21 protein-coding genes are annotated in these 19,305 nt (G+C 65.1%); 2 read left to right on the top strand and 19 right to left on the bottom strand.

Annotation, left to right across the window (positions count from 1 at the left end; genetic code table 11):
• Positions 1 to 11: 11 nt before the first annotated feature.
• The 4 genes from V6M63_RS01645 to V6M63_RS01630 are packed head-to-tail and all read right to left on the bottom strand — an operon-like array spanning position 12 to position 2,649.
• Positions 12 to 401, bottom strand: a complete 390-nt coding sequence (locus V6M63_RS01645; protein ID WP_056277650.1) for a nuclear transport factor 2 family protein — start codon at positions 399 to 401, stop codon at positions 12 to 14.
• A gap of 45 nt (positions 402 to 446) precedes the next feature.
• Positions 447 to 1,169, bottom strand: a complete 723-nt coding sequence (locus V6M63_RS01640; RefSeq protein WP_332738805.1) for an SIR2 family NAD-dependent protein deacylase — start codon at positions 1,167 to 1,169, stop codon at positions 447 to 449.
• Between the two features lie 5 nt (positions 1,170 to 1,174).
• Complete coding sequence (gene rlmB, locus V6M63_RS01635) at positions 1,175 to 1,918, bottom strand: 23S rRNA (guanosine(2251)-2'-O)-methyltransferase RlmB (RefSeq protein WP_291079928.1); 744 nt, start codon at positions 1,916 to 1,918, stop codon at positions 1,175 to 1,177.
• A gap of 32 nt (positions 1,919 to 1,950) precedes the next feature.
• Entirely contained in the window at positions 1,951 to 2,649 is a 699-nt protein-coding gene (locus V6M63_RS01630; RefSeq protein ID WP_332738802.1) for an ABC transporter ATP-binding protein, read from the bottom strand.
• Between V6M63_RS01630 and V6M63_RS01625 the strand changes: the two genes are divergently transcribed.
• Positions 2,648 to 3,340 carry an arylesterase gene (locus V6M63_RS01625; protein WP_332738800.1) on the top strand — a complete coding sequence of 231 codons (693 nt, stop codon included), beginning with the start codon at positions 2,648 to 2,650 and terminating at the stop codon, positions 3,338 to 3,340. The two genes, V6M63_RS01630 and V6M63_RS01625, sit on opposite strands and share 2 nt — an antisense overlap.
• 6 nt (positions 3,341 to 3,346) lie before the next feature.
• Positions 3,347 to 4,414, top strand: coding sequence for a tRNA 2-selenouridine(34) synthase MnmH (gene mnmH / locus V6M63_RS01620; RefSeq protein ID WP_332738797.1), 1,068 nt, complete (start codon positions 3,347 to 3,349; stop codon positions 4,412 to 4,414).
• 35 nt (positions 4,415 to 4,449) lie between these two features.
• Here the strand turns inward: mnmH and V6M63_RS01615 are convergent, their stop codons facing one another.
• The 15 genes from V6M63_RS01615 to ispG form a co-directional block, all read right to left on the bottom strand.
• Positions 4,450 to 4,635 (bottom strand): hypothetical protein, encoded by a 186-nt coding sequence (locus V6M63_RS01615; protein ID WP_332738795.1) that lies wholly within the window; start codon positions 4,633 to 4,635, stop codon positions 4,450 to 4,452.
• Between the two features lie 32 nt (positions 4,636 to 4,667).
• Positions 4,668 to 5,858 (bottom strand): PLP-dependent transferase, encoded by a 1,191-nt coding sequence (locus V6M63_RS01610; RefSeq protein ID WP_332738793.1) that lies wholly within the window; start codon positions 5,856 to 5,858, stop codon positions 4,668 to 4,670.
• A 5-nt stretch (positions 5,859 to 5,863) separates the two neighbouring features.
• Positions 5,864 to 6,388 (bottom strand): phosphoribosyltransferase, encoded by a 525-nt coding sequence (locus tag V6M63_RS01605; protein WP_332738791.1) that lies wholly within the window; start codon positions 6,386 to 6,388, stop codon positions 5,864 to 5,866.
• A gap of 68 nt (positions 6,389 to 6,456) precedes the next feature.
• Entirely contained in the window at positions 6,457 to 7,845 is a 1,389-nt protein-coding gene (locus V6M63_RS01600; RefSeq protein WP_332738789.1) for an adenylosuccinate synthase, read from the bottom strand.
• A complete protein-coding gene (locus V6M63_RS01595; RefSeq protein ID WP_332738787.1) occupies positions 7,842 to 9,026 on the bottom strand; it encodes an ATP phosphoribosyltransferase regulatory subunit in 1,185 nt (394 codons plus the stop codon). The genes V6M63_RS01600 and V6M63_RS01595 overlap by 4 nt, the downstream gene beginning before the upstream one ends.
• A 118-nt stretch (positions 9,027 to 9,144) precedes the next feature.
• Complete coding sequence (locus tag V6M63_RS01590; RefSeq protein WP_332738785.1) at positions 9,145 to 9,366, bottom strand: DUF2065 domain-containing protein; 222 nt, start codon at positions 9,364 to 9,366, stop codon at positions 9,145 to 9,147.
• A gap of 19 nt (positions 9,367 to 9,385) precedes the next feature.
• Positions 9,386 to 10,279: a protease modulator HflC gene (gene hflC / locus V6M63_RS01585; RefSeq protein ID WP_332738784.1), complete on the bottom strand. Its 894-nt coding sequence runs from the start codon at positions 10,277 to 10,279 to the stop codon at positions 9,386 to 9,388.
• A gap of 31 nt (positions 10,280 to 10,310) precedes the next feature.
• Positions 10,311 to 11,618 (bottom strand): FtsH protease activity modulator HflK, encoded by a 1,308-nt coding sequence (hflK, locus tag V6M63_RS01580; protein ID WP_332739211.1) that lies wholly within the window; start codon positions 11,616 to 11,618, stop codon positions 10,311 to 10,313.
• Positions 11,619 to 11,752: 134 nt separating this feature from the next.
• A complete protein-coding gene (gene hflX, locus V6M63_RS01575) occupies positions 11,753 to 12,889 on the bottom strand; it encodes a GTPase HflX (protein ID WP_442909524.1) in 1,137 nt (378 codons plus the stop codon).
• Between the two features lie 127 nt (positions 12,890 to 13,016).
• Positions 13,017 to 13,286: an RNA chaperone Hfq gene (hfq, locus tag V6M63_RS01570; RefSeq protein WP_056277693.1), complete on the bottom strand. Its 270-nt coding sequence runs from the start codon at positions 13,284 to 13,286 to the stop codon at positions 13,017 to 13,019.
• 64 nt (positions 13,287 to 13,350) lie between these two features.
• Positions 13,351 to 14,685 (bottom strand): ribosome biogenesis GTPase Der, encoded by a 1,335-nt coding sequence (gene der / locus V6M63_RS01565; RefSeq protein WP_056277694.1) that lies wholly within the window; start codon positions 14,683 to 14,685, stop codon positions 13,351 to 13,353.
• Between the two features lie 40 nt (positions 14,686 to 14,725).
• The gene (gene bamB / locus V6M63_RS01560) at positions 14,726 to 15,871 is read right to left on the bottom strand and encodes an outer membrane protein assembly factor BamB (protein WP_442909517.1); all 1,146 of its coding nucleotides are present in this window, start codon (positions 15,869 to 15,871) and stop codon (positions 14,726 to 14,728) included.
• Entirely contained in the window at positions 15,868 to 16,542 is a 675-nt protein-coding gene (locus tag V6M63_RS01555) for a YfgM family protein (RefSeq protein ID WP_332738782.1), read from the bottom strand. Before V6M63_RS01555 ends, bamB begins: the two co-directional genes overlap by 4 nt.
• 104 nt (positions 16,543 to 16,646) lie before the next feature.
• Positions 16,647 to 17,960 (bottom strand): histidine--tRNA ligase, encoded by a 1,314-nt coding sequence (hisS, locus tag V6M63_RS01550; protein WP_332738781.1) that lies wholly within the window; start codon positions 17,958 to 17,960, stop codon positions 16,647 to 16,649.
• A 47-nt stretch (positions 17,961 to 18,007) separates the two neighbouring features.
• Entirely contained in the window at positions 18,008 to 19,303 is a 1,296-nt protein-coding gene (ispG, locus tag V6M63_RS01545) for a flavodoxin-dependent (E)-4-hydroxy-3-methylbut-2-enyl-diphosphate synthase (RefSeq protein ID WP_332738780.1), read from the bottom strand.
• Positions 19,304 to 19,305: the final 2 nt, after the last annotated feature.

The raw sequence follows: 19,305 nt of genomic DNA, 5'->3' as shown, positions 1-19,305 counted from the left end.
GCCGCCGCAGGCTATTGGTTGGCCTGCAGCATCGCCGCCATCTTCTGGTGGATCAGGTTGATCGCCTTGAGCGGGCGGATCATCACCTTGAAATCGACGATACGGCCCTCGTCGTTCCAGCGAATCATGTCGACACCGTTGACAGTGATCCCGTCGATCTCGACCTGGAACTCCAGCACCGCGTCGCGTGGCCCGACCACTTCACGCACGTAGCGGAACGAAGCGTTGAAGAACACGTGGAACGCTGCGGCCAGGTACTGCGTGGTGACCGCCTTGCCGGCCTGGGGCGTGTGCACCACCGGCGAATGAAAGACGACGTCATCTGCCAGCAGATCGCGCAGGCCCTTGATGCTGCGGGTCTGGACCACTTCGTGCCATGTGTCGAGGGTGGCGATCGCCATGTGTCGTCTCCAGTGGTGCCAGCGGGCGTGGCAGGTGGTGACAGCTTACGCCAGCAGCAGCGGAAGACACAGCGCCGCTGGCTCCCTGAGACACAGCTGGGCCACGGCATCCAGCGGCGTGGCCTCAGGGTTCACGATCACCACGCGCGCGCCGCACTGGTGGGCGGTGAGCGCAAGGCCCGCGGCGGGATAGACCTCGCCCGAGGTGCCGACCACCAGCATCAGCTCGCAGTCGCGCGCGGCCTGTTCGGCGGCTTCAAGCGCGGCCACCGGCAAGTTTTCGCCGAACCAGACCACCGCCGGTCGGCGCAGGTTGCCACAGACGGGGCAGCGCGGCGGCCGTCCCGCCTCGATGGTGTCGACCCGGCAGCAGGCGCGCGGCGCGTCCAGCCAACGGTCGTCGGCGATGTTGCCGTGCAGGGCCAGGGCATCGGTGTGGCCCGCGCGCTGGTGCAGACCGTCCACGTTCTGGGTGATGAGGGTCAGGCGCCCGGGTTGCCGCTGCGCAAACGCCGCCAGCGCCACGTGACCCGCGTTGGGCGCCACCGCCGCGATCATCTCGCGCCGGTGGGCATACCAGTCCCAGACTCGCTGAGGGTGAGCGCGAAAGGCAGCTTCGGTGGCGAGCTCCTGAGGGTTGAACTGCGACCACAGTCCGGTCTGCGCGTCGCGGAAGGTGGGCACGCCGGACTCGGCGCTCATGCCCGCGCCGGTGAGCACGGCGATGTGGCGCGCTTCGCGGATCCAGCCGCGCCCGGTCTCACGCATGGGCTTCAGCTGCGCTGGCGCAGCGCCTCGTACAAACACACGCCGCTGGCCACCGACACGTTGAGGCTCTCCACCGCGCCGTGCATGGGAATGCTCACCAGCTCGTCGCAGGTCTTGCGCGTGAGCTGGCGCATGCCCGCACCTTCGGCGCCGAGCACCAGTGCCACCGGGCCCTTGAGGTCCACCTGGTAGAGCGTCTTGGGTGCGTCGTCGCTGGTGCCGATGATCCAGATGTTGCGTTCCTTGAGTTCACCCAAGGTGCGCGCCAGGTTGGTCACCATGAAGTAGGGCATGGTCTCGGCCGCGCCGCTGGCCACCTTGGCCACGGTGGCGTTGATGCCGGCGGCGTGGTCCTTGGGCGCGATCACGGCGTGCGCGCCAGCACCATCGGCCACGCGCAGGCAGGCACCGAGGTTGTGCGGGTCGGTGATGCCGTCGAGCACCAGCAGCAACGGGGGCACGCCGGTGGCCTCCAGCTGCTCCAGCAGTTCGTCGAGCGAATGCACTTGCTTGATCTCTTCCACCCGGGCGGCCACACCCTGGTGGCCGTGGCTGCCGGCGAGCTTGGCGATGCGCAGGCCGTCGGCTTCGATCAGGCGGGCGTTGGCCTCGCGGGCCTTGTCGAGGAACTGGCGCATGCGCGCGTCGCGGCGCGTGGGCTCGTAGTAGATCTCGATGATGGATTGCGGCGCGGTTTTCAGGCGCACGCCCACGGCGTGAAAGCCGAAAAGCACTTTGGGGGAAGACATGCCCGGATTATCCCCTCCGGGCGCGAGCAACCTCAGGCGATGGCCGTGGCCTCTTGGGCTTCGGGCACCACCTGCCCGGCCTCGATGGTGATGCGCCGTTCGCAGCGTTGTGCGATGGCACGGTCGTGCGTCACCAGCACGAGCGTGGTGCCCTGCTCGCGGTTCAGATCGAACATGAGTTCCATGATCTTGCCGCCGGTGGCGAAATCGAGGCTGCCCGTGGGCTCGTCGGCCAGCAGGACCGCTGGCTGCACCACGAAGGCCCGCGCCAGCGCCACACGCTGCTGCTCGCCGCCGGAGAGCACTTTGGGGTAGCTGGAGAGCCGTTCGCCCAAACCCACACGCTGCAGCATGTGGGTGGCGGTGGCGCGGGCATCGCGCCGCCCGGCGAGCTCCAGCGGCAGCATCACGTTTTCCAGCGCGGTGAGGTTGCCCAGCAGCTGGAAGCTTTGAAACACGAAACCGACCTTTTGCGAGCGCAGCGCGGCGCGCTGGTCTTCGTCCATCGCAAACAAATCAACGCCATCGATGTGAACTGTGCCGCTGGTGGGGGTGTCCAATCCGGCCACGATGGACAGCAGCGTGCTCTTGCCCGACCCGGAGGCACCCACTATGGCCGCGGTTTCCCCCTTGTTCAGGGTGAAATCGATATCGCGCAGAATGGTCAGCGAACCGGTGGAGTCGGTGACCGACTTGAACACATGCTGGACCGCAATCATCACATCGGACATGGAAGGACTTCTCAAGTTGAAACGCCGTCACTTTAACGCGCTGCTCTCCAGCCTGTGCGCGCTCGCCATCGCAGGGTCTTTCGGCAGCGCTCTCGCGCAAATGCCCGCGCAAGCCGCCAGCAGCAGTGCGCCCGCGATCCTGGTGGTGGGCGACTCGCTGAGCGCTGAGTATGGTCTCAAGCGCGGCACCGGCTGGGTGGCCTTGCTGAGCGAGACGCTCGCCGAGGAGAAGGTCAAGGCGCGCGTGGTCAACGCCAGCATCAGCGGTGACACCACGTCCGGCGGGCGCTCGCGAATCGCGGCGCTGCTCAAGCAGCACAAACCGAAGTGGGTGGTGATCGAGCTCGGCGGCAACGATGCGTTGCGTGGTCTGCCGCTGAACATGACGCGCGACAACCTCGCTACCATGGCACGCCTCTCGCGCGAGGCGGGTGCGCAGGTGCTGCTGCTGGGCATGGAGATGCCGCCGAACTACGGTGCGAAGTACGCGCAAGAGTTCCGCGACCTGTACACCACCGTGGCCAAGACCGAAAAAGCCGCGCTTGTGCCGTTCTTCCTCAAGGGCGTGGCCGACACCAAAGACCCCACGGCGCTTTTCCAGGCCGATCGCATCCATCCCAACGAGCGCGCGCAGGCCACCATGCGCGACAACGTGTGGCCCGAACTGCGCAAGCTGATCACGCGCCGATAATCGGGCATGCCCGTACACACCCTGAATGCCGCGGAAGCGCTGAGCCGCCTGGCCGAGTTCGATCTCATCATCGACGCCCGCACCGAAGACGAGCACGCGCTCGACCATGTGCCGGGCGCGGTGAACTGGCCCACGCTCAACAACGAAGAGCGCATCACCATCGGCACGATGTACAAGCAGGTCAATCCGTTCGAAGCGAAGAAGCGCGGCGCGGCGCTGTCGGCGCGCAACATCGCAGCGCACATCGAGCGCGAAGTGATCGACAAGCCGCGCACCTGGAAGCCATTGGTGTACTGCTGGCGTGGCGGCAACCGCAGTGGCGCACTGGCCACCATCCTGGGCGCCATCGGATTTCACGTCACCCTGATCGAAGGTGGCTACAAGGCCTGGCGCGCCGCGCTGGTTGAGTCGCTGCCCTCAATGGCCGAGCGCCTGCACTACCGCATCGTCTGCGGCCCCACGGGCAGCGGCAAGACGCGCCTGCTGCAGGCGTTGGCCGCGCAAGGCGCGCAGGTGCTCGACCTGGAGGCCCTGGCCAGCCACCGCAGCTCGGTGCTGGGCCACATTCCCGGCCAGCCTCAACCGAGCCAGAAGCGCTTTGATTCGATGGTGTGGCAGGCCCTGCGCGGCTTCGATCCGGCGCGTGTGGTCTACGTGGAGAGCGAAAGCAAGAAGGTGGGCAATGTGCGCGTGCCCGATGCGTTGATTGACGCCATGCGGGCGAGCCCCTGCATCGATCTGCGCCTGTCGGACGAAGAGCGTGTGGCGTTGCTGCTGGAGGACTACGACTTCTTCGTCAAAGACCCCACTTCGTTCTGCTCGCGCCTGGAAGCCCTGACGGAGCTGCGCGGCAAGGAGGTGGTGTCGAGCTGGATCGAAAGGGTCAAGAGCGGCAAGACGCCCGAAGTGGTGCTGGAGCTGCTGACCCGCCACTACGACCCGATGTACGCCCAGTCAATCGGGCGCAACTTCAAACAATTCCCGCAGGCCCTGCCCTGTGAGCTGCGGGACCGCTCAGCCGGGTCGCTGAGCGAGGCTGCGCGATCGTTGATCGCCAGCGAAAACACAGCCTGAGCGCGGGGCCCAGGCCGCTGACCTTGTCCGACGGGTCAATCCGCAGCGCCAGCGCTGTCGCCGCCCGATGCGCCGTCCGGTGCATCGGTGCCCGGCTCTTGCGGCGCATCGGTGTCGTCGTGGCGACGGCCTTCGGCCTTGGCCTTGAGCTTTTCCTCTTTCTTCTTCTTCTTGGCAAGCTCGCGCTGGCGCTTTTCGTATCCGTAGTTGGGAGTAGCCAAATCAGTCTTTCAGGTCTGTTGAAACAAAGGGGTCAGGCTTGCAGGGCCGCCAGGGCCTGTGCAAGGTCGGCACGCAGATCGTGCACGGATTCCAGACCGACCGCAAAGCGTACCAGACCACCGGCGTGAGGCCAGCCCTTGGGTCGAATGGACGCCATGTCGTAGGGGGCGCACAAGCTGATGGGCCCCGCCCAGCTCCAGCCCAGGCGGAAGAGCTTCAGGCTGTCGCAGAACGCATCAATGCGCGACTGAGGAATCGAGGGATCGAACACGGCGCTGAACAGGCAAGCCGCGGCGCTCGCGTCACGCAGCCAGGTGGCGTGGCCGGGTGAGCCCGGCAGTGCCGGGTGCAGCACCCGCACCACGCCAGGCTGTGCCTGCATCCAGGTGGCGAGCTCGCGCGTGCCGGCATCCTGGGCCTGGTAGCGCAAGGCCATGCTGGGCAGGCCGCGCAGCACGAGTTCGGCATCGTTGGCCCCCACGCCCAGGCCCAGGCGCATGCGCGTGAGCAGGATCTTGCGGTGCAAGGCGAGATTGCGCGTGATCACCGATCCCATGAGCACGTCGGCTCCACCACTGGGGTATTTGGTGAGTGCCTGCACCGACACGTCCACACCCTGCTCGAACGCATTGAATGCAATGCCCGCGCCCCAGGTGTTGTCCAGCGCGGTGACGATGGTCTGCTCCTGAGCACGCTGTGCATTGGCCTGCCGCACACGCTCGACCAATGCCGGGATGTCGGGGTACTCCAGCGTGATCGAACCCGCAGCCTCCAGCCAGACCAGGCGCGTGGCCGGGCCGATCTGGCGCGCGAGGTCCTCGGGATCCATGGCGTCGTAGTAGCGGTGCGTGATGCCCCAGGCGGCCAGCTCGACCTCGGCGAACACCTTGCCCGGACCGTAGGCGTTGTCGGGGATCAGCAACTCGTCGCCGCAGCGCAGCAAGGCCATGTCCACCAGCGTCATGGCGGCCAGGCCGCTGGGGGCGAGCATGCAGTGCTGGCCACCCTCGATCGTGGCCAGGCGCTCTTCCAGCGTGAACGTGGTCGGCGTTCCGTGCAGACCGTAGGTGTAGCCGCTCTTGTCTTTCCAGTCCTTGGTGCGCAGAGCCTTGACGTTGGGAAACAGAACGGTGGACGCCTTGTGCACACCCGGCGCCAGCGCCTCAAAGCCTTCGGGCGGCTTGTACGGGTGGTGGATCAGGCGGGTGGAAAGATCAGCCATTCAGATCAGAGCTTCCATTTTTCAAGGAGTTGCGCCGGGCGCATGCTGTCGTAACCCTCGAACGGCTGGTGAATCCAGGGATTGGTCGGCAGGAATTCCACCGAATAGTCTGGCGTGAAGGCCGACAGCTGTTTGGTCCAGATCACCGCGCTGCGCATCTCGGTGATGGGCGCGTAGTTGTTCTTGAGCATGTCGATCACGGCCTTGAGGGTGTGACCGGAGTCCGCCAGGTCGTCCACCAGCAGCACCTTGCCGGCAATCTCGCCCTTGGGCGTGGTGATGTAGCGGGCGATGTCCAGGTTGCCCTGCTCGGTGCCGGCGGCGGCCCGGTAGGAGCTGGTGGACATGATGGCCAATGGCTTGTCGAAGATGCGCGAGAGGATGTCGCCGGGGCGCATGCCGCCGCGGGCCAGGCACAGGATGGTGTCGAACTCCCAACCCGACTGGTAGACCTTGAGCGCGAGCTTCTCGATCAGGTTGTGGTACTCGTCGTAGGAAACGTAGAGGTGTTTGCCGTCTTCGGTGAGCATTCGGACTCCTGGGGGTATCGATCGGGATTTTGCACGATGCACGGCCCCGCGGGCCATGCATGCGCCGCTCAGCCGTGGTACGGGTGGTGGATCAGGATCGTGTGGTCGCGATCGGGGCTGGTCGACACCACATGGATGGGCACACCGGTGGTGTCCGCGATGCGCTGCAGGTAAAGACGCGCGTTCTCGGGCAGCTTGTCGTACTGCGTGACGCCCACCGACGAGTCGCTCCAGCCCGGCAGGGTTTCGTAGATCGGCTCGCAGCGTGCGATGTCCTCGGCGCTCATGGGCAGGATGTCGATGACGTCACCGTCGAGCTGGTAGCCAGTACACAGCTTGAGTTCCTTGAGCCCGTCGAGCACGTCGAGCTTGGTGATGCACAGACCGGTGAGGCCATTGACCTGGGCCGAGCGCTTGAGCAGCGCCGCATCGAACCAGCCGCAGCGGCGGCTGCGCCCAGTGGTCACGCCCTTTTCGGCGCCCACGGTGGCCATGTGCCAGCCCGGTGTGCCTTCCTTCTCCCACTCCAGCTCGGTCGGGAACGGGCCACCGCCCACGCGGGTGCAATAGGCCTTGGTGATGCCCAGCACATAGTGCAGCAGGCCGGGGCCCACGCCTGAGCCGGCAGCGGCGTTGCCGGCCACGCAGTTGCTGGAGGTGACGAAGGGATAGGTGCCGTGGTCGACGTCGAGCAGCGTGCCTTGCGCGCCCTCAAACAGCAGGTTGGCGCCCGCCTTGTGCGCTTCGTTGAGCTCGCGCGAGGTATCCGCAATCATGGGCTTGAGCAGTTCGGCCTGCTGCATGGCCTCGGCGTAGACCGGCTCGAACTGGATCGCGCCATCTTTCATGTACGAGGCGATCTTGTCGTCCCAGGCCATGTCGGCCGAATGCAGGTAGCTGGTGAGCACGTGGTTGTGCAGGTCGAGCAGCTCGCGCAACTTGGCGGCGAAACGCTCGGGGTATTTCAGATCCTGCACGCGCAGCGCGCGGCGCGCGATCTTGTCTTCGTAGGCCGGGCCGATACCGCGGCCGGTGGTGCCGATCTTCTCGGTGCCGGCCTTGACCTTGGCGGCTTCGCGCGCGATGTCGATGGCGGCGTGGAACGGCAGGATCAGCGGGCAGCCTTCGCTCACACGCAGGCGCGAGCGCACTTCCACACCGGCCTTTTCCAGCCCCGCGATTTCTTCAAACAGCTTGCCCACCGAGAGCACCACGCCGTTGCCGATGTAGCACTTCACACCGGCGCGCATGATGCCGCTGGGGATGAGGTGCAAAGCCGTCTTCACACCGTTGATGACCAGCGTGTGGCCCGCGTTGTGGCCGCCCTGAAAACGCACCACGCCGGTGGCGGTTTCGGTCAGCCAGTCAACCAGCTTGCCCTTGCCTTCGTCACCCCACTGGGTCCCCACCACCACCACATTGCGACCGGGTGTCACGGCGTTGCTGCTGTTCGTCATTGGCTGATTTCCGTTTGAATGTTCTTTACCGTCCATGCGCCCGCGCGCGCCGCATCGGGCACCAGTTCGCGGTCGCAATGAAATTCGTCGACTTCGTGTTCGTGACCGGGCAGCACACACACCACCGTGTGGCCTTGCGCGCGCAGGTCGGCGACGGCTCCGCGCAGACTGGCGTCCATGCCCCAGGGCGCGCGGATCGCCGCCACCAGGGGGCGTGGCGCCACCGCAGCCACCAGCTCTTTCAGGTCCAGGCTGAAACCCACGGCCGGGCGGTTGCGGCCGAACACGGCGCCCACCTCGTCGTAGCGGCCGCCGCGAGCCAATTCCAGCGACTGGCCCTGCCCTGCCTGGGCAAACAAGGCAAAGCGCATGCCGGTGTAGTAGGCATAGCCGCGCAGGTCGGCCAGATCGATCGATACCGTCATGTTCTGCGCATGTGAGGCGAGCCAGCGCAGGTTGTCGAGCGCTGCATGCAACTCGGGCGAGGCTTGCAGCGTCTGCCGGGCTTCATCGAGCACGGCCACATCGCCGAAAAGGCGCGGGAGTGCGCAGAGATCGCGTCGCACGGCAGGCGGCAAGTCGCGCGCGAGCACGCTGAGCTCGGCCACGTCCTTGGCGTTGAGCGCTGCATGGATGCGCGCTTCCTGGGCCGCCGTGAGCGCGACCGGCGCCAGCACGGCATCGATCACGCGCACATCGGCCATGTCGAGTTGCAGGCCCTTCACGCCGGTCACGCGCAGGCAGGCCTGCGCGAGTTCGATCACCTCCAGGTCGGCCTCCAGGCCGGCGTGGCCATAGATCTCGGCACCGAACTGCAACGGTTCGCGGCTGGCCAGCGGGCGGTCAATGCGCGTGTGCACCACCGGCCCGCAATAGCTCAAGCGAGCCACACCCTGGCGGTTGAGCAAATGCGCATCGATACGCGCCACCTGCGGCGTGCTGTCAGCGCGCAGGCCGAGCGTGCGGCCAGAGAGCTGATCAACGAGTTTGAAGGTTTGCAGATCGAGCGCTTCACCGGTACCGGTGAGCAGGGACTCGAGGTGCTCCAGCAGGGGAGGCATGACCAGCTCGTAGCCATAGCCACGGGCGGTATCGAGCAAGCTCCTGCGCAATTCTTCGATGTGGCGGGCCTCGGAAGGCAAGACATCGGCAATGTGATCCGGGAGGACCCAGGCAGACATGGGCATTTTCAGGAGCTGTTAAAACCGCGATTTTACCGGGGTGCGGTGGGGTATCCGCGGGCATGTCGCATGAGTGGATGGGCGTCGGCGAGTGGAGCACTCCGCCACGCAGGGAAATTCAGCCAAGCAGCCAGTACAACAGGGCACCGGAGGCCACGCAGATCAGGCCGAAGAAGCGGAGCTGTCCATCGCGCAGACCCAGCATTTCAGAGAAGACCTGGCGCCACAACCGCGGCGCCACCAAGGGCAGGATGCCCTCGAACACGAGCACAAGTGCCAGCGCGGCCCAGATCAGGTCCACGCCACCGAAGCTGCGTTGCCAGTGCGTGCGAACGACCACCCGGCGAGCGTCATGTCGATCACCGATTGGGCGCCAGATTGCTGCTGCGCAAGGACTTGAAGAAGTCGGAGGAAGGATCGACCACCAACACGTCGGACTTGCTGGCGAAGCTCGACTTGTAAGCCTCCAGACTGCGGTAGAACTGGGCAAAGGCCGGGTCGCGACCGAACGCGTCGGCGAACGACGCAGCGGCCTTGGCGTCACCCTCACCCTTGATGAGCTGGGCATCGCGATAGGCTTCGGAGACGATCACCTCACGCTGACGGTCGGCATCGGCGCGGATTTTTTCTCCTTCGGCAAAGCCGGTGGATCGCAGTTCGTTGGCCACGCGCTTGCGCTCGGCTTCCATACGCTGGTAAACCGACGCAGTGATGCTCTCGGCGTAGTCGACGCGGGTGATGCGCACGTCCACCACGTCCATGCCCCAGGGCTTGTCGGCGCTGCGCACCGCGGCCAGCACCGCGCGCTTCACATCGGCCATCAGCTCTTCACGCCGGGTCGACAGCAGCTCGTTGACGGTGCGCTTGTTCACTTCCTGCTGAAACGAGTTGCGCACCACGCGGTTGAGCTGCAAGGCGCCGGCGCGCTCGGTGATGCCGACATTGCGGATGTACTCCTGGGGCTCGGCGATGCGCCAGCGAACGTACCAGTCGATCACCACGCGCTGTTTCTCGGCCGTGAGCGTCGGTTCGGTGTCGGTACTCTCCAGTGTCAACAGGCGCTTGTCGATGTAGGACACATTCTGGAACGGCGGCGGCAGTTTGAAATTCAGACCTGGCTCGGTCACGACCTGCTTGATCTGGCCCAACTGGAAGACCACGCCGAACTGGCGCTGGTCAACCACGAAGAGCATGGAGCTGGCGATGGCCAATGCCACAACGAGGCTGGTGAGGATGAAACCCAATTTGTTCATGTGCGTTGCTCTGTGGTCTCGTGTGCTGCGTTCAACGGCTTTCGCGCTCGCGCGAGCGTGCTGCGTTGTCGAGGCTGCGGTTGGCCGGGGTGGACGCAGCGCCTGCGGTGGGCGGTGGCAAGGCGGTCGCGGGTGCAGCCGCTGGCGACTGGGCCGTCATCTGCATGATTTTGTCGAGCGGCAGGTACAGCAGGTTGTTGCCCGCCTTGGAGTCCACGAGCACCTTGGTCACGTTGCTGTAGATCTCCTGCATGGCGTCGGTGTACATGCGTTCGCGGGTGACCTGCGGCGCCTTCTGGTACTCGGTCAACACCGAGCGGAAGCGCTGCGAATCACCCTCCGCCTGCGCGACGATGCGGGCGCGGTAACCTTCGGCTTCTTCAGTCAGGCGCGATGCCGCACCGCGAGCCCGGGGCACCACGTCATTGGCATACGCCTCGGCTTCGTTCTTCGCACGCTCACGCTCCTGGCCAGCTTTGAGCACATCGTCAAATGAAGCCTGCACCTGCTCGGGCGGGCGGACACCGCCCTGCTGCATGTTGATGCCCACGACCTCGATACCCACCTTGTAGCGATCCAGGATGGTCTGCATGAGAGCGCGCACGCGCGGTGCGATCTGGTCACGCTCTTCGGCCAGCGCGGCGTCCATCTTCATCTTGCCGACCACTTCACGCACAGCCGTTTCAGCGGCCTTGACCACCGACGCGTCCGGGTCGCGGCTTTCGAACAGGAAGGCCCGGGCGTCGTTGAGGCGGTACTGCACAGCGAACTTGATCTCGACGATGTTCTCGTCTTCCGTCAGCATGGCGGATTCGCGCAGACCGGTGGCGGGCACGAGGTTGTCACGGCCCACGTCAACCGAGCGGATCTGGGTCACAAACACCGTTTCATGGCGTTGGACTGGGTACGGCAGGCGCCAGTTGAAACCGGCACCCACGGTGCTGCTGTACTTGCCAAACTGCGTGATGACGGCCTGCTGGCCCTCTTGCACGATGAAAAAGCCGGTGCCCAGCCAGATCAGTGCGGCAACGCCGACAATGAGACCCGCACCAATGCCGGTGGTCTTGGGGCTGGGATTGAAATTGGGCATGCCGCCGCCACCGGAACCATTGCCGCCACCCTGACCACCGCCCTTTTTGCCCAACAGGCCACCGAGCTTGCGGTTGAAGTCGCGCCACAATTCATCAAGATCGGGAGGACCCTGGTTGGGCCCCTGACCTCGCGGACGCTGCGGCGGACGGTTGTCGTCGTTGCGCTCGGGCTCCTGACCGTCCTTCGATCCCTCGTTGCGGGATGCGTCATCGCCCCGACCCCACCGCGGATCGTTCAGGTTGAACATGCCCAGCAACTTGCTCAAGACCCGACGTGGCCTGGCGCTGGAGCCTGGCTGATCAGCGCGGGCGGGGGTTTGCAGATTCACATCCATGTGTTGCCAACTCTTTGTCGATTCAAAAACCATCACATTGTGCCCAATCAAGACACCGGACTTTCAATTTCAGGGAACGCCCCGGGGGCCATGGGGCCTTGCCCACCATTGAGGTTCGTGACCTGCGCAGCCAGAAGCGCTCGCAAGGCAGGCAATCCTTCGCCTGTTTTCGCACTCACGTAGATTCGAGACACCGGTTGACCATCCAGTTCCATTTGATCACCCAGAACGCGCGGAATGACGGCTTCGTCCATCGCATCGAGCTTGTTGAACACCAGAATCTGCGGGACCTGATCGGCACCGATGTCTTTGAGCACCCCCATCACGGAAGCAATCTGCTCAAGATGCGAGGGGTTGGAAGCATCCACGACATGCAGCAGCAGATCGGCATCGGCCGCCTCCTGCAACGTCGCCGCGAAGGCGTCGACCAGCCCGTGCGGGAGATCGCGGATGAACCCCACTGTGTCCGACAACGACACCGATCGGCCTGCCTCGCCCAGGTACAGCTGGCGGGTGGTGGTGTCCAGCGTGGCAAACAGCTGATCGGCTGCATAGGCACGCGCCTTGACCAGGCCGTTGAACAAGGAAGACTTGCCCGCATTGGTATAGCCCACCAGCGAGATGGAGAAAGTGTCGCGGCGCTCACGCTGGCGTCGCTGGGTGGCTCGCTGCTTCTTCACCTTCTCAAGACGCTCTTTGGTCCGCTTGATCGAATCGCCGATCATGCGGCGATCAAGTTCGATCTGCGTTTCACCCGGCCCGCCCCGCATGCCGATGCCACCACTTTGTCGCTCCAGATGCGACCAGCGCCGCACGAGCCGGGTGGAGAGGTATTGCAGCCTCGCCAACTCGACCTGCAGCTTGCCTTCGTGGCTGCGCGCCCGCTGGGCAAATATCTCCAGAATCAGCAGCGTGCGGTCATTGACCGGCATGCCGAGGTGGCGCTCCAGATTGCGCTGCTGCGCAGGGCTGAGCGATTGATCGAACAGGACCTCCGAAGCGCCGGTCGATTGGGCCAGCAGCTTGATCTCATCGGCCTTGCCAGTGCCGACGAAAAGCGCCGGATCGGGCGCGCGCCGCTTGCAAGTGACCCGATCGGCAACGGTGTACCCCGCCGTCTGGGCCAGCAAGCCCAACTCCTCGAGGGGCGCGTCAAAGTGAGGCGTGCCGAAATCCACCCCCACCAGGATGACGGATGGAGTGGGCGTGGAAGAGGTTTCGGAAGATTTCAAATCGGTTCAGCGACAGCGCCATGGGCGCTGTGGACCAGGTGGCACGGCATGGCCGACCCGGCGTTCAAGAGGCACGTGTTCAGGACGCGGCAGGTTCATCCGCAGTCGCTGCGGTGAACTGCACGGGACGACCCGGAACGATGGTGGAAATGGCGTGCTTGTAGACCATCTGGGTGACCGTGTTCCGAAGAAGAACCACGTACTGGTCAAAAGACTCGATTTGCCCCTGCAGCTTGATGCCATTGACCAGGTAGATCGACACGGGAACGTGCTCCCGGCGCAGCTGGTTCAGGAAAGGGTCTTGCAAGAGTTGGCCTTTGTTATTGCTCACGATATGCTCCGTGTTCAGAAAAAAGTTGATAGGAGGAGAACCATACCACAGGGTTTGTACTGCTCAAGCCTGCGGGGAAATCCTATTCCTTGAAGGGATTGGTCGAGGTCTTGAATTCAATCCGCAAAGGTGTGCCCACGAGGTCGAACGCCTTGCGAAAGCGGCCTTCCAGAAAGCGTTTGTACGAATCGGGCACGTGCTCCAGTGAATTGCCGTGGATCACGATCACCGGAGGATTCATGCCGCCCTGGTGGGCGTATCGCATTTTGGGGCGGAACATGCCACCACGCGTGGGCGCCTGAAACTGCACGGCTTCGGCCAGAAGCCGGGTCAAAACCGGCGTGGACATCTTGCGCATGGCCGACGCCTGAGCCTGAATGATCGATTTCCAGACCGGCGCCAGACCCTGGCGTTTCTGTGCCGAGATCCTGTGCATCGAGGCAAATTTCAGGAATGCCAGCCGGGTTTCAATCTGTCGCTCGATTTGCTCACGCTGGTACGCATCCACCGCATCCCATTTGTTGATGGCCAGCACCACGGCGCGGCCACTCTCCAGGATGTAGCCGGCAATGTGGGCGTCCTGGTCGGTCACGCCTTGCGTGGCATCGAGCAGCAGCAGCACGACGTGGGCATTTTCGATCGCCTGCAGGGTCTTCACCACCGAGAATTTCTCGATGGCCTCGAACACGCGCCCCTTGCGGCGAATGCCTGCCGTGTCGATCAGCTCGAACTTCTGGCCGTTGCGTTCGAACGGCACGGAGATGGTGTCGCGCGTGGTGCCGGGCAGGTCGAACGCGACCAGGCGCTCTTCACCCAACCAAACGTTGATCAGGGTGGACTTGCCCACGTTGGGCCGGCCCGCAACCGCCAGGCGGATCACACCGACTGGCGCAGGCTCTTCCTCTTCGTCTTCGGGCGGCAGTCCAGGGATGCGTTCAAGTGCGAGCTCGACCATGGAGCGAACACCTTGCCCGTGCGCACCAGAGACCGGCAGCACCTCGCCCAGACCCAGTTCGAAAAATTCAACGAGCTGCAGACCCTGAGTCATGCCCTCGGCCTTGTTGGCCACCAGCACGCAGGGCTTGCCGAGGCGGCGCAGGTAGCTCGCGATCTCGTGGTCCTGTGCGCTGATGCCCGCGCGGGCGTCCACCACGAACAGCACCACGTCGGACTCCGCCACGGCTTGGCGGGTCTGTTTGGCCATCTCCTTGTAGATGCCTTCGGTGGCATCGGGCTCGAAGCCACCGGTGTCGATGACGATGTACTCGCGCGCACCGAGTCGGCCGTTGCCGTAGTGGCGGTCGCGGGTGAGGCCGGCAAAGTCGGCCACGATGGCATCGCGAGAACTCGTCAAGCGGTTGAACAGGGTGGACTTGCCCACATTGGGGCGGCCAACCAGGGCGATGACGGGTTTCAAGGAAAGCTGCTTTCGTTCAGGGGGCGGTTCGGCTCAGCCGTTACTGGGGGCGCCAGGCATACACGCCGCCGTTGCGGGTCTGCACCACGAGCGCGTCGCCCGAGAGCACAGGAGCCACAAGAATCGGCGAGCCGTCGGTGCTCAGACGGGTCATTTCGCTGCCGTCTTCGCGCGAGATCAGGTGCACCAGGCCGGCGCTGTCACCCACAGCGACCACGCGGCCCAGGGCCAGCGGCGCGCTCAAGCCGCGGTATTTCAGTCGCTGGGTGCTCCACGCTGGCTCACCGGATGCGCGTTGCCACGCCTGGAAGCTGCCTTCGTTGTCAGCACCAAAAACGAGGCGATCATCTCCGTGGACACCGGTGGTGCCCTGCGCTGCGCGCGTCCACACCACCGTGCCCCGGCTGGCGTCCACGCAGCCCACAGCTGCCGAGTAGGCGCGCGCGCACACGCTGTCGCCGATCCTGCTGACCGGGCCAACGATATCCACCAGCCGCTCCACCTCGTTGGTGCCGCGCGCCGTGGCCACCGGCGCCTCCCAGCGCACGGAGCCATTGGCGGGGTTGAGACCCACCAGGCGACCCGACAATCCAGCCACGAGCGTGTCGCCCACGGCCAGCAAGGCGCCGCTCTGGCTCAGCACCAATGGCTCGCTGGTGCGCGACTGAGTCCACAGGCGAGCGCCGTTCTGGGCGTCAAAAGCGGTGACGGTGCGGTCGGCCGTGAGCACGAACACGCGCGCGCCAGCCACCAGCGGCGCGGTGAACGCGCGCGCGGGCAGACGCACACGCCACACCTCACGGCCGTTGGCCAGCGCCACCAGCTGGTTGGATTGCGTGACCACAGCCGCTGTCTGCCCATCGGAGCCCACGCCGGCGGCGATCGGGATTCCCAGGTTCAAACGCCAGACATCCTGCCCGGTGGTGCCGTCCAGCGCAGCAACCGTGCCCGAGGTGCTGGCCACAAACACGCGGCCCGCCACCACCACCGGCGTGATGGACTCGGTGCCGGCTCCGATCTGGGCCGTCCAGGCCACGCGGGTACCCATGAGCGCGGCCACGGGCGGCAACTCGGTGGGCTGAGGCTTCTTGGCACCGGATGAACAAGCCGTCAGACCCGCCAGAACCAGCGTGGCCAGACAGATGGTTCGCAGGCTGTGCTGCCATGAAATCAGAAATGGGTTCAACGGACCACCTCGGTTGTTGGAGTCAAGCGGGCCACATCCACGCCCAGCGAAGCCAGCTTCACTTCCACAAGCCGGCGGTATTCAGTGCGGCTGCTCAGGCCGCGCCAGGCTGTCTGGTACTGCGCCTTGGCTTCGTCGGGCTTGCCCTGAGCCATCAGCACATCGCCGCGGCGGTCGGCCACGAGCGGCTCAAACGACTTCGGCACGGGTGCTTCCAGCGTTTTGAGCGCCTGGTCGTAGGCTTGCGCCTCGATGTCCAGGGCGGCCAGGCGCAGGCGAGCAACGGCCTTGTAGGAGTCATCGGACGATTTTTCAGCGGCCCAGGCCAACGCCGCACGCGCTTCGGCCAACTTGCCGGCGTCGAACAGCGTCTTGCCGGCTTGCAAGGCCGCCTGGCTGGCAAACGTGGTGCTGGCAAATTTCGACTGCATGTCGGCCAGCGCACGTTGCATGCGATCGGCATCCTTGGCGACCGCCGCGCGGTCCACCTCGTCATACAGGGCGGAAGCCTTGGCAGCCTGGGTGCGTTGCCAGTAATTCCAGCCGTTCCAGGCGGCGAACGAACCAAAAACCACGATCAACACCCAACTGATGAGGTTGCCGTATTGGTTCCAGAAGTGTTTGATCTGATCGAGCTGTTCCTGCTCTTCAAGGTCGAGGTGTTTGGCCATGTTGCAATTCAGTTCGGGTTCGCGCGCTGAAGGCGCAACGCTCGATTGTAGGCGGGCGGCTCTGGCACCACTGCCTCGGCCACACGGAGGAAACCAGACGGGATTCAGGCGCTGCGCAAACTGGCCGCCCAATCGGCCACGGCGGCGAGCGGCAACAGTCTTTGGGTGGCTTCCGGGGGCGGTGATTCCGCCTCAGGCCGAGGTCCGCGCAGCGGCTTCACGGCCACGCTGGCTTGCTGCAACTCCTGCTCGCCAAAGATCAGGGCGAAGCGCGCACCACTGGCGTCGGCCTTCTTGAACTGCGACTTCATGCTGCCCATGCCATCGGCGCCACCCGCGTGCATCTGTACGTTGATGCCATGTTGGCGCAGCGCACGCAACACCGGCATGACCTGCGCCACATGGGCCGCATCGGGCACCACCGCATAGGCGTCGGGCACCGGTTGCTCGGGCAGCCTGCCCTGCTCCTTCAGCAGCTCAAGGATGCGCTCCATGCCCAGCGCCCACCCCACGGCGGGCGCGGCCTTGCCTCCAATCTGTTCGAACAGACCGTCGTAGCGACCACCTGCGCACACCGTACCTTGCGAGCCCAGTTGGGTGGTGACGAACTCGAACACCGAGAGGTTGTAGTAGTCCATGCCACGCACCAGGCGTGGGTTGATACGGTAGGCAATGCCGTGCGCATCCAGCAGCCCGCGCAGGCGGTTGAAGTGATCCAGCGACTCGGCGCCCAGGTGGTCCATCAGGCGGGGCGCTGCATTCACCAGCGCCTGCATCACCGGGTTCTTGGTGTCCAGGATGCGCAGCGGATTGCTGTGCAGGCGGCGTTTCGCTTCTTCGTCGAGTTGGTCGGCGTTGGCTTCGAGGTAGGCAATGAGGGCCTGACGATGCGCCAGCCGTTCGGGTGGCTGGCCCAGGCTGTTGATCTCGAGCTCGATGCCGGTCAGGCCCAACTCGGCCCAGAGGTCACAGGCCAGCACGATGAGTTCGGCGTCCACATCCGGCCCGGCAAAGCCCAGGGCTTCAGCGCCGAACTGGTGGAACTGCCGGTAGCGCCCCCGCTGGGGCCGCTCGTGCCGGAACATTGGGCCCATGTAGTACAGGCGCTTGCCGCCGTCGTACAGCAAGGAGTGCTCGAGCGCGGCACGCACCACACCGGCGGTGTTCTCCGGGCGCAGCGTGAGTTGCTCGCCATTGAGCCGGTCTTCGAAGGAGTACATCTCCTTCTCGACGATGTCGGTCACCTCACCGAGGCCACGCACAAAGAGCGCCGTGGGTTCCACGATGGGCGTGCGCAGGTTGCGGTAGCCGTAGCGGCGCATCAGGCGACGCAAGGTGTCTTCGAGCCACTCCCAGTGCGCGGACGCGGGAGGGGCGATGTCGTTCATGCCTTTGACGGCGCTCAGTTTTTCTGCCATGTGCTGCAAGCCTGTGCGTTCAGCGGAAACCGGGTCGGGACCCAGGCTCAAACGGTGACGCCAAACTTTTTCTCGATGTAGTTGTCCACGATCACCTGGAACTCGCGCACGATGTCGTCGCCACGCAAGGTCAGTGCTTTTTGTCCGTCGATGAAGACCGGCGCTGCCGGCGCTTCGCCGGTGCCCGGCAGGCTGATGCCGATGTCGGCGTGCTTGCTCTCGCCAGGGCCGTTGACGATGCAGCCCATCACCGCCACCTTGAGGTTTTCCACACCGGGGTAGCGCGTGCGCCAGACCGGCATGGAGTTGCGCAGGTAGTCGTCGATCTGCTTGGCCAGCTCCTGGAAAGTGGTGCTGGTGGTGCGGCCACAGCCCGGGCAGGCGGTGACCGAGGGCACAAAAGCGCGCATGCCCAACGCCTGCAAAATCTCCAGCGCGATCACCACCTCTTGGGTGCGTGACTCCCCCGGCTGTGGTGTCAGCGAGATGCGGATGGTGTCGCCAATGCCTTGCTGCAGCAGCACCGAGAGCGCCGCCGCCGAGGCCACCGCGCCCTTGGTGCCCATGCCGGCTTCGGTCAGGCCCAGGTGCAGTGCGTAGTCGCAGCGCTGGGCCAGCGCCTGGTACACCGCGATCAGGTCCTGCACGGCGCTGACCTTGCATGACAGGAAAATGTTGTTGCCGTTGAGGCCGATCTCCTCGGCACGTCTGGCCGAGTCGAGCGCGGACGTGATCAGCGCTTCGTACATCACCTGGCGCGCCTCCCAGGGCTGGCGGCGGCTGGCGTTCTCGTCCATCAGGCGGGCGAGCAGGTCCTGGTCCAGGCTGCCCCAGTTCACGCCGATGCGGATGGCCTTGTCGTGCCGCGCAGCAATCTCCACCATCTGGGCGAACTGCCGGTCGCCCTTGTCGCCACGGCCCACGTTGCCCGGGTTGATCCGGTACTTGGAGAGCGCCTCGGCGCAGGCCGGGTGGTCGGTGAGCAGGCGGTGACCGTTGTAGTGGAAGTCACCGATCAGGGGCACATCGACGCCCATGCGATCGAGCTGCTCGCGGATGTAGGGGACAGCCTTGGCTGCCTCGTCGTTGTTGACGGTGATGCGCACCAGCTCGGAGCCGGCCAACGCGAGCTCTTTCACCTGAATCGCGGTGCCCACGGCGTCCGCAGTGTCGGTGTTGGTCATGGACTGCACGCGCACTGGAGCGTCGCCGCCCACCGCCACGCGGTGGTTGCCCCAGGCCACCACCCCTTGCCGGGTGCGGCGCGAACGGGCCGCAGCCAATGCGATCGGCTGGTCGCCGGATGCAGCAGACGCAGGAGATGGTCGGGACACGGTGTCCATGC

This window comes from Hydrogenophaga sp., assembly GCF_036675665.1.
GTDB lineage: Bacteria > Pseudomonadota > Gammaproteobacteria > Burkholderiales > Burkholderiaceae_C > Hydrogenophaga.
This window is presented reverse-complemented; position numbering and strand designations above follow the sequence as displayed.

Coding starts and splice junctions, on each gene's coding strand:
- V6M63_RS01610 (WP_332738793.1), bottom strand. CDS start 5,858: ATGGCTGATCTTTCCACCCGCCTGATCCACCACCCGTACAAGCCGCCC.
- rlmB (WP_291079928.1), bottom strand. CDS start 1,918: ATGTCTTCCCCCAAAGTGCTTTTCGGCTTTCACGCCGTGGGCGTGCGC.
- V6M63_RS01555 (WP_332738782.1), bottom strand. CDS start 16,542: ATGGCCAAACACCTCGACCTTGAAGAGCAGGAACAGCTCGATCAGATC.
- V6M63_RS01640 (WP_332738805.1), bottom strand. CDS start 1,169: ATGCGTGAGACCGGGCGCGGCTGGATCCGCGAAGCGCGCCACATCGCC.
- V6M63_RS01600 (WP_332738789.1), bottom strand. CDS start 7,845: ATGACGAACAGCAGCAACGCCGTGACACCCGGTCGCAATGTGGTGGTG.
- hflC (WP_332738784.1), bottom strand. CDS start 10,279: ATGAACAAATTGGGTTTCATCCTCACCAGCCTCGTTGTGGCATTGGCC.
- V6M63_RS01605 (WP_332738791.1), bottom strand. CDS start 6,388: ATGCTCACCGAAGACGGCAAACACCTCTACGTTTCCTACGACGAGTAC.
- mnmH (WP_332738797.1), top strand. CDS start 3,347: ATGCCCGTACACACCCTGAATGCCGCGGAAGCGCTGAGCCGCCTGGCC.
- V6M63_RS01625 (WP_332738800.1), top strand. CDS start 2,648: ATGGAAGGACTTCTCAAGTTGAAACGCCGTCACTTTAACGCGCTGCTC.
- V6M63_RS01630 (WP_332738802.1), bottom strand. CDS start 2,649: ATGTCCGATGTGATGATTGCGGTCCAGCATGTGTTCAAGTCGGTCACC.
- ispG (WP_332738780.1), bottom strand. CDS start 19,303: ATGGACACCGTGTCCCGACCATCTCCTGCGTCTGCTGCATCCGGCGAC.
- hflK (WP_332739211.1), bottom strand. CDS start 11,618: ATGTTCAACCTGAACGATCCGCGGTGGGGTCGGGGCGATGACGCATCC.
- V6M63_RS01595 (WP_332738787.1), bottom strand. CDS start 9,026: ATGTCTGCCTGGGTCCTCCCGGATCACATTGCCGATGTCTTGCCTTCC.
- V6M63_RS01645 (WP_056277650.1), bottom strand. CDS start 401: ATGGCGATCGCCACCCTCGACACATGGCACGAAGTGGTCCAGACCCGC.
- hisS (WP_332738781.1), bottom strand. CDS start 17,960: ATGGCAGAAAAACTGAGCGCCGTCAAAGGCATGAACGACATCGCCCCT.